Annotated in this window: 7 protein-coding genes and 2 pseudogenes; 2 read left to right on the forward strand and 7 right to left on the reverse strand. The window is 66.3% G+C overall.

Annotation, left to right across the window (positions count from 1 at the left end; all coding sequences use genetic code 11):
- Positions 1-420: 420 nt before the first annotated feature.
- Positions 421-1224, reverse strand: coding sequence for a class I SAM-dependent methyltransferase (locus B7767_RS28435; protein ID WP_179167323.1), 804 nt, complete (start codon positions 1222-1224; stop codon positions 421-423).
- A 316-nt stretch (positions 1225-1540) separates the two neighbouring features.
- Here B7767_RS28435 and B7767_RS28445 point away from each other — a divergent pair, with 316 nt between their 5' ends.
- Positions 1541-2296 (forward strand): transposase family protein, encoded by a 756-nt coding sequence (locus B7767_RS28445; RefSeq protein ID WP_085574670.1) that lies wholly within the window; start codon positions 1541-1543, stop codon positions 2294-2296.
- A 57-nt stretch (positions 2297-2353) separates the two neighbouring features.
- On the opposite strand, the gene B7767_RS28450 is transcribed toward B7767_RS28445, so the two are convergent.
- The 6 genes and pseudogenes from B7767_RS28450 to B7767_RS28475 all read right to left on the reverse strand — a co-directional run bounded on the left by B7767_RS28450 (position 2354) and on the right by B7767_RS28475 (position 6395).
- Entirely contained in the window at positions 2354-2689 is a 336-nt protein-coding gene (locus B7767_RS28450; RefSeq protein ID WP_085574671.1) for an integrase core domain-containing protein, read from the reverse strand.
- Positions 2670-3869, reverse strand: a pseudogene (locus tag B7767_RS28455) (IS30 family transposase). The gene B7767_RS28450 and the pseudogene B7767_RS28455 overlap by 20 nt, the downstream one beginning before the upstream one ends.
- A gap of 67 nt (positions 3870-3936) precedes the next feature.
- On the reverse strand, positions 3937-4731 hold the full coding sequence (locus B7767_RS48415) for an IS3 family transposase (protein WP_256923601.1): 795 nt from the start codon (positions 4729-4731) through the stop codon (positions 3937-3939).
- A gap of 5 nt (positions 4732-4736) precedes the next feature.
- Positions 4737-5063: a transposase gene (locus B7767_RS28465; RefSeq protein WP_085574672.1), complete on the reverse strand. Its 327-nt coding sequence runs from the start codon at positions 5061-5063 to the stop codon at positions 4737-4739.
- A gap of 215 nt (positions 5064-5278) precedes the next feature.
- Positions 5279-5776: a hypothetical protein gene (locus B7767_RS48420; RefSeq protein WP_256923600.1), complete on the reverse strand. Its 498-nt coding sequence runs from the start codon at positions 5774-5776 to the stop codon at positions 5279-5281.
- Between the two features lies 1 nt (position 5777).
- On the reverse strand, positions 5778-6395 hold the full coding sequence (locus B7767_RS28475; RefSeq protein WP_085574673.1) for a hypothetical protein: 618 nt from the start codon (positions 6393-6395) through the stop codon (positions 5778-5780).
- Between the two features lie 455 nt (positions 6396-6850).
- Here B7767_RS28475 and B7767_RS49140 point away from each other — a divergent pair.
- A pseudogene (locus tag B7767_RS49140) lies at positions 6851-7343 on the forward strand (hypothetical protein); the annotation flags it as partial.

The raw sequence follows: 7343 nt of genomic DNA on the forward strand, positions 1-7343 counted from the left end.
GGCCTAGGTGGCACGGATCGTGCCGCCGGAAGTCGTTGACAGACGGGTCTACCGGCTCGCGCACCGCACCAAGGCGCGCCCCGGGTACGTGCTTCACCAGCGTCCTTCAGGTGATGCACCGGCGGCTCTGGTCTGTCATCGGGCACCGCCCAAGATCGGTATGGAGGTCAGGCACGAACATGACTTCGGCGTTGGCTTTGGCCGCTTGGCGGCCATCGGCCAGCGAATCAGAACTCACGAAACTGAGACAGCGTCACCCCTCACGCTATAACGCTCCACGACAGCGATGCCCCGTGGATCTCTCACCTCCAGGACAGTGAGCTGTTTCCAACCTCCGCTTGAGCAGGTCAGATGCAAGGTGAGGACGGGCTGCAGGCGGTCGCGAGCCGGCAGGTCGGCAACGACAACGACGAAGGCGGATCAGCACGCCGGCTCAGACGTGCCTCGCGCCTGGTCGCGGCTGGCGACCACCAGGTATCCATCGCTCTCGGGGTCGAAGGTGGTGGACTGCACCGTGAGCCCGACACTCCGCAACTGCGCCACAAGGTCCTCGTACCGGTAGGGCCAGATGGACAACCGCTCCGAGCAGGCTCGCACTGCCCCATCCGGCTCGATCCGGGCGACCACGATCTCGAGGAAGTGTTCCTGCTCCCAGCGCTGCTCGATCTGCCAGTAGTAGCTGACGACCGCATCGCGGTCATTGCGGCGGATGAGTCGATCGCGGACGTCTACCCGTGAGCCGGCGGAGCGCACGAGCTCCCAGTTGCGTGAGTGGAGCACGAGGCGTCCGCCCGGATTCAGCAGCCGCGACATCGCTTCCAGTGCGGTCAGGCGCCCGGCTGCGCCCTCGGCGTGCCCGAGCGAGTTGCCGACGCAGAACACCAGATCGAACGTGGAGTCCTCCAGGTGGTCGGGCAGCTCGTCCCAGCTCGCGCGGAGGGCTCGAAGCGAGACACCCTGCTCGTCGGCGGCCTTCTCGGTCCGGCGAACCATCCCATTGCTGGCGTCTGTGGCGACCACGTCAAGGCCAAGACTTGCGAGACCGACGGCGAGCTGGCCGGTTCCACACGCGCAGTCGAGGACGCGCGCGTTGGGCGGCAGAGAGCCCATGACATCGCTGTAGTAAACCGCGGCTGCCTTGGCGGGGGTCAACCTGTCGTCCCCGATCAGCCACTCGTATACGTCGGAAAGCGCCCCGTAACCAGCCACCGCGATAACCTCCATCACTCGACGACACGCGGGCTAGACCGCCCTGCGATTCGGGCCTTGCGCCTCGCACTGTGCCGGGCCGTGTCAGCGAAGCATTGAGCAGGACCCAACCACTTCCGGCCGCTGAGACTCCACCGGATTTCGTGGGAAACCGCGGCACGCCACACCGACGCAGGTCCCCACTCCACCAGCGCCCCATCGGCCACGATGGGGCAGTGAGCCCTTTTCAAGATGCGGTGCCTGGCCGCGAGTTGGACTGTCCTGCGCAACGACGAAGCTCCTGGTAGACGGGTTCTCGACCAAGATCACCCTTATCCGCCAGGAGCTTCGCGTGCTTGTCTACCCGTCCTCGATTGATCTGTCCAGCCGCACCCTGCGGTTCCTGACCGGACAACTGACAGCCCGGCGGCAGGAGATCGGAACGCGGTGGCGGCGCCTTCCCGCCGCACGTCAGGCACTGCTCGCCCTGGCCCATCTACGGTGCGGTGACACCTACGCCCAGCTCGCTGCCGGGTTCGACATCGGGATCGCGACCGTCTACCGCTACATACGTGAAGCCGTCGAGGCCCTGGCCGTCCTCGCCCCGTCCCTGGCCGAGGCGAGGAAGACGATCCGGACGAAGGCGTTCGTGATCCTCGACGGCACCCTGCTGCCGATCGACCGCATCGCCGCCGACACCCCGTACTACTCCGGGAAACACAAACGCCACGGCATGAACGTCCAGGTCCTCACCGATCCGTTCGGACGGCTGCTCTGGGCCTCGCCGGCTCTGCCCGGCTCGACTCACGACCTGACCGCCGCGCGGCAGCACGGCATCATCGAAGCCCTCGCCGATGCGGAACTCAAATGCTGGGCGGACAAGGCATATCAAGGCGCCGGCGGACCCGTCCGCGTACCGTTTCGGGGCCGCCGCCTCAAGCGATGGAAGCGTCGCCACAACACCACCCACGCCAAGATCCGCTGCCTCGGCGAGCGGGCCATGGCCACCATCAAGGGCTGGCGCCTCCTGCGGAAGCTCCGCTGCAGCACCAACCGAATCACCGACGTGGTGAAGGCCGTCCTCGTCCTTCACCACGCATCAACGTGAGGTTGGAAAAGGCTCAGTGGCACCGGACAGTGAACCGCTCCGGGATCGGTGGAGGCTCTATGCGTTGACTCCAGCCGCCGGTTGGGGTTGGCGTTGAGCGTAGTGGTTGGTCTCGTGCTCGTGGGGCGGGATGTCTCCGATCGCAGTGTGGAGGCGCTGGTTGTTGAACCAGTCGACCCATTCCGCGGTGCCGAGTTCCACGTCGGCCAGGCCGCGCCAGGGCCTGCGGGGCTTGATCAGCTCCGCTTTGTAAAGGCCGATGTGGGACTCCATGAGCGCATTGTCCAGGGCGTCGCCGACGGTGCCGATCGAGGCGCCGATGCCGGCCTCGATGAGGTGGGCGGTGAACGCGGAAGACGTGTATTGCTTGGACTCAACCGGTCGTTGCAACACCGGCTTGTTGGAGTAAGAGTAGTTGCTCGTTGAATGTCTCGGCCGGGGTCCTCCAGCCGAGTGTCTTGCGGGGTCTGGTGTTCAGCGCATGAGCAACGGCTTCGATTTCTTCGGCGGACCAGCGCGAGAGGTCGGTGCCCTTCGGGAAGTACCGGCGCAGGAGTCCGTTGGTGTTTTCGTTCGTGCCTCGCTGCCATGGGCTGTGCGGATCGGCGAAGAACACGGGGATACCGGTCTCGACCTTGAACTGCGTGTGCGCCGACATTTCCTTGCCGTGGTCCCATGTCAGCGACCGCGTCAGCTGCTCGGGGAGCATCGACATCGTGTTGGCGAGTGCCTTCTTCATGGAGATCGCTCCGTAGCCGGCCAGTGCGGGGCCGTTCTTCGTTCGAGGGATCGTGCCGTATCCCTCTTCGCGGGGCAGATGGACCAGCATGGTGAACCGGGTCGACCGCTCGACAACGGTGCCGATCGCGGAACGCTCCAGCCCGATGATCAGATCCCCTTCCCAGTGACCGGGGACAGCGCGGTCCTCGGCCTCGGCGGGCCTCTCGCTGATCAACGCTTCCGGCGTGACGTGTGCCCAGGTCTTCCGCCGTGAACGCTCCCGCGGCGCACGCAGAGCGCGACCGGTCCGAAGACACAGGATGAGCTCGCGTTTCAGCCCCCCGCGGCCCTGAATGTAGAGGGCCTGGTAGATCGCCTCGTGGCTGACGCGCATGGATTCATCATCCGGGAAATCGAGCTTGATCCGGTTCGCTATCTGCTCCGGACTCCATGCCTGAACCCACGCATGATCCTTGCGATGCGGCTTGTTCCGCCCCGTCCACGAGCCCGTCACCGGTCCCGCGATCGGCATGCCGCCAGACGTCGTGATCCGGCCGGACAGCCTCTCCCGGACGTAGGCATGCAACCTCGGATTGGCGACCAACTTCGCTGTCTTCGGACGCCGTGCCGCCATATCTGCTTTCCACTGCGCCACCGACGCCCGGTAGTCGAGCTTCCCACTTCTTGTGGCGGCGTTGCGTCGCAGCTCGCGGGAGATCGTGCCGGGATTACGACCGACGTCTCGAGCGATCTCGCGCACTCCCTTGCCTCAGGCCCTGAGCAACGCGATCTCCTCTCGCTCGGAAAACGACAGGTACCTGCCCGAGGGCGGCTTCGAATCGAACGGTTGCATGCCGCCACACTGGCGGTACCAGCGCGTCGCGACCGCCGGCGCCACGCCGATGACGGCGGCGGCCTCCTCAGCGAGAAGGCCCTTGGCGACCTCCGCCCAGAACGCCGCCTCGACATGACGCTGATACTTCGGACGCCCCGGAGACCTCAGCTTCGGACGCAGCGCCCGGTCCGCTGCCTGCTGACGACGCACCATCCAACACCTCCATGCGTAGGAGGTGCTGCGACGACCAGTTGAATCCGCCCTGCGACCCGGCATCCGAGTGGTGTATCAACTCGCCATTCTGAACCGGGTGTTGGTCGCGGTCGCGTTGCCACAGCGCCATCTCCAGGGCGTCCAGCACGAAGACCGTTTCCTTCACGGTGGCTGCGGACCAGCCGACGATCCGGCGGGAGAAGGTGTCCACGACGAAGGCGACGTAGACGATCCCTGCCCAGGTCTTCACGTGGGTGAAGTCCGCGACCCAGCACCGGTTCGGGGCGCCGGCGACGAAGTCGCGGTCGACGAGGTCCGGGGCCCGGTCGGCCTGGCCGCCGGGCAGCGTGGTGATCACGCGCCGGCCGCTGACGGCGCCGGTGATGCCGAGCTCGCGCATCAGGCGTTCGACGGTGCAGCGGGCCACCGCGTGACCCTGCCGGTTCAGCTCCCACCAGACCTTTCTCGCGCCGTAAACCCGGTAGTTCGTCTCGAAGACCTCGCTGATGTGCTCCTTCAGCTCGGCGTCCCGCACGGTTCTGGTGGACGGCGTGACCTGTCGTTTGTGGTGGGCGTAGTAGGTGACAGGGGCGATCTTGCAGTCGTGTGCGCTCAGTACGCGGCAGATCGGCTCGACCCCGCCGAAGCGGTTCCAGTGCTCGTCGATGAAAGCTACGAGCGCGTGTGTGGCCGGTCGAGCTCGGCCGCGAAGAAAGACGCCGCGGCCTTGAGGATCTCGTTCGCCCGCCTGAGCTCGGCGTTCTCCTTCTTCAGCCGCTTCAGCTCGGCCGACTCCTCGCTCGTGGTGCCCGGCCGGGTGCCGGCATCGATCTGGTCCTGCCGGACCCACTTGCGCAGCGTCTCGGTCGTGCCGATCCCGAGCTTGGACGCGACCGCTTTCATCCCGGCCCACTCGGTGTCGTAGTCGGGCCGCACCTCGGCGACCATCCGCACCGCACGACGGCGCAGCTCAAGCGGGTAGGGGGAAGGACGTGCCATGACTCGATCCTCTCAAATGATCGAGTCTCTACCGAACCCGGAACAGTTCAGCGACAGCCTTCGAGTACGCCCTCCGCGTCACACCAACTACGCTGGCACAAGCCGCATAACCCGTGTCCAGGATTCAGGGTCAAGGCCCCCTCGGCGGCCCCAGTCAGCTTTGTGCGCATCGTCAGACAGTGCCCCACGCCGTGCGGCGTGGGGCACTGCGTCATCTACTGCTGGTCCTCGGCCGGTGGCTCGCCCCGGCCGATGGTCATGGACCAGTGCACCCCGGACGGGGCGGTCACGCTCACCGTGCCCGGCTTCTCCACCCCGGAGATTCCGACTTGGTTGTAGGTGGTCGTCGTCTCACCTTCCAGGCACTCCAATGGGAACGACACGTTGACAGTCTTCACGGCGACCTTCACCGTCCCGGCCCCTCGGCAGCGCACCGCCACGATCAGCGCTTCACCGGCCGCCCCCTTCGCATAAGAGAAGCTGGCATTGCCCCTGGTTTCAGGCTGTTGGCCCGCCAGGCGTTCGCTGCCATCCAGCTCCGGCGGCTCAGCCACCGGCACCTGGCCCTCATCCGGTTGCCCGGACGACGCCGGTGCAGAGGACGACGAGGCAGGCTTCCTCCTCGACGCATCGCCGGGCGCCGAGGAGTCCGTGCACCCGGCCACTGCCACCAGCGCCATCGCGACGCCAGCGACCGACATCAGGCGGCGCACCTCAGTCCTCCCAGATGTACCAGCCGACACGCCGCGGCGTGTAGATCGTCACGTTGTTCTTCACGCCGTTCGTGCAATTCGCGTATTTGTACTGGCTGTAGCCGTGGCTCTTCAGCCGGTACACCCCGTACTTGGCGTTGGTGGTCTTCTTCGGCGGCGTGTCCACCGCGATCCTGTTGCCTATCGACACGCTCATCTCAGCGGAGACGTTGACGTCGAACTCCGACTCGATGTCGACGATCGCCACCGACACCTTCACACCCAGCTTCCCGCTGTAGGAGACGCCGACCTTCCCCGCCGCCTCGGACGTGAACGTCGACCTCGCCGTACGCGACGTGCCGTTGTAGTTGGACTGTGTGACCCCAACCCCCTTGTGGTAATCCTTGCTCTTCGACGTCGCGTGGTATCGGTAGCCCGGCTCACAGGCCTCGCGGTCCGGCTGGTCAACCGGCGGCTTGACCGGCACCGACGGCAGATCATCCACCGGCTCCGGCTCAACATCGACCAGATCGCTCTCCTCCGGCTCGGCCGGCGGTGCAGTCTGAACCGGTACGGTCGGCTCCGGGTCGGTCGCGAACGCCGGAGCGGCGCTCCCCAGGGCCAGCACCAGCGCGGTCACAGCGATGATCGGTCGCGTTCTGCGCATCACGTAATCCCCCTTGTCAGGTCTCCATCAGCAGAGACCGAAGGCAACAATCAACCATGGTTACGGCACTCCGGTTCAGACAACGATCAGAAGTTGATGAACATCTGATCTATACGCCGCCCGCCGGGGTTCACTCGTGGTCGGCCTCGTCCAGGAAGAAGCACCGATCCAGATCCGCCTGCGAAGGCACCACGTCGAAGGCCCCGTACCGGACCGTAAACGACAAGGTAAGTGCCTGTGTCTGAGCCCGTGGCCGGGTGCCGGGCCGCCTTGGCTGTCGTTGCCGGCAGCGGTTGAGGCGTCCCTGCGTTTGGGTGCTTTGCCTGTCATGTATGCACGCATTCATGTGTCTTTTTCGCATTGTCATCATTTGCTGATTGCTGCGCGCATACGGTCAGGGGAGTTGATCGTTCTGGGAGGAGAGACCCATGCCGGACGCCCCGAAGGCTGCTTCGTCGGACCGCAGCGCCACGTTCACCACCCCGGGTGAGCATGAGTGGAAGGTGCCCGAGGGAGTCACCACCGTCACGGTCGACGTGTGGGGTGGGGGTGGCGGCGGTGCTGGCGGTACCGGCGGCGCCGGTGGCGGTGGCGGTGGCGGTGGCGGAGCCGGTGGGCAGGACTTCACCGGTCTGGGTCACGGAGGCACCAGCGGGGGCGGAGGCGGAGGCACCGGTGGCGGTGGAGGCGGCTCCGGCCTGCACATGACCTGCAAGGTGGACACCGGTCCCGGCGCCCCGGTGAAGATCCGGGTCGGCAAGGGGGGCGCCAGCAGCGCGGGCACCCCGGGCGCTGCCGGCGGCACCGGCGGCGCCTACGGAACCACCGCCGGATCCGGCGGCAACAACGGCACCGACGCCAAGGGCAGCACCACTGACGGCAGTCACGGCGAGCCCACCGCCGTGACCTTCATCGTGAGGG

The organism is Streptomyces sp. 13-12-16, assembly GCF_002114215.1.
Lineage (GTDB): Bacteria > Actinomycetota > Actinomycetes > Streptomycetales > Streptomycetaceae > Streptomyces.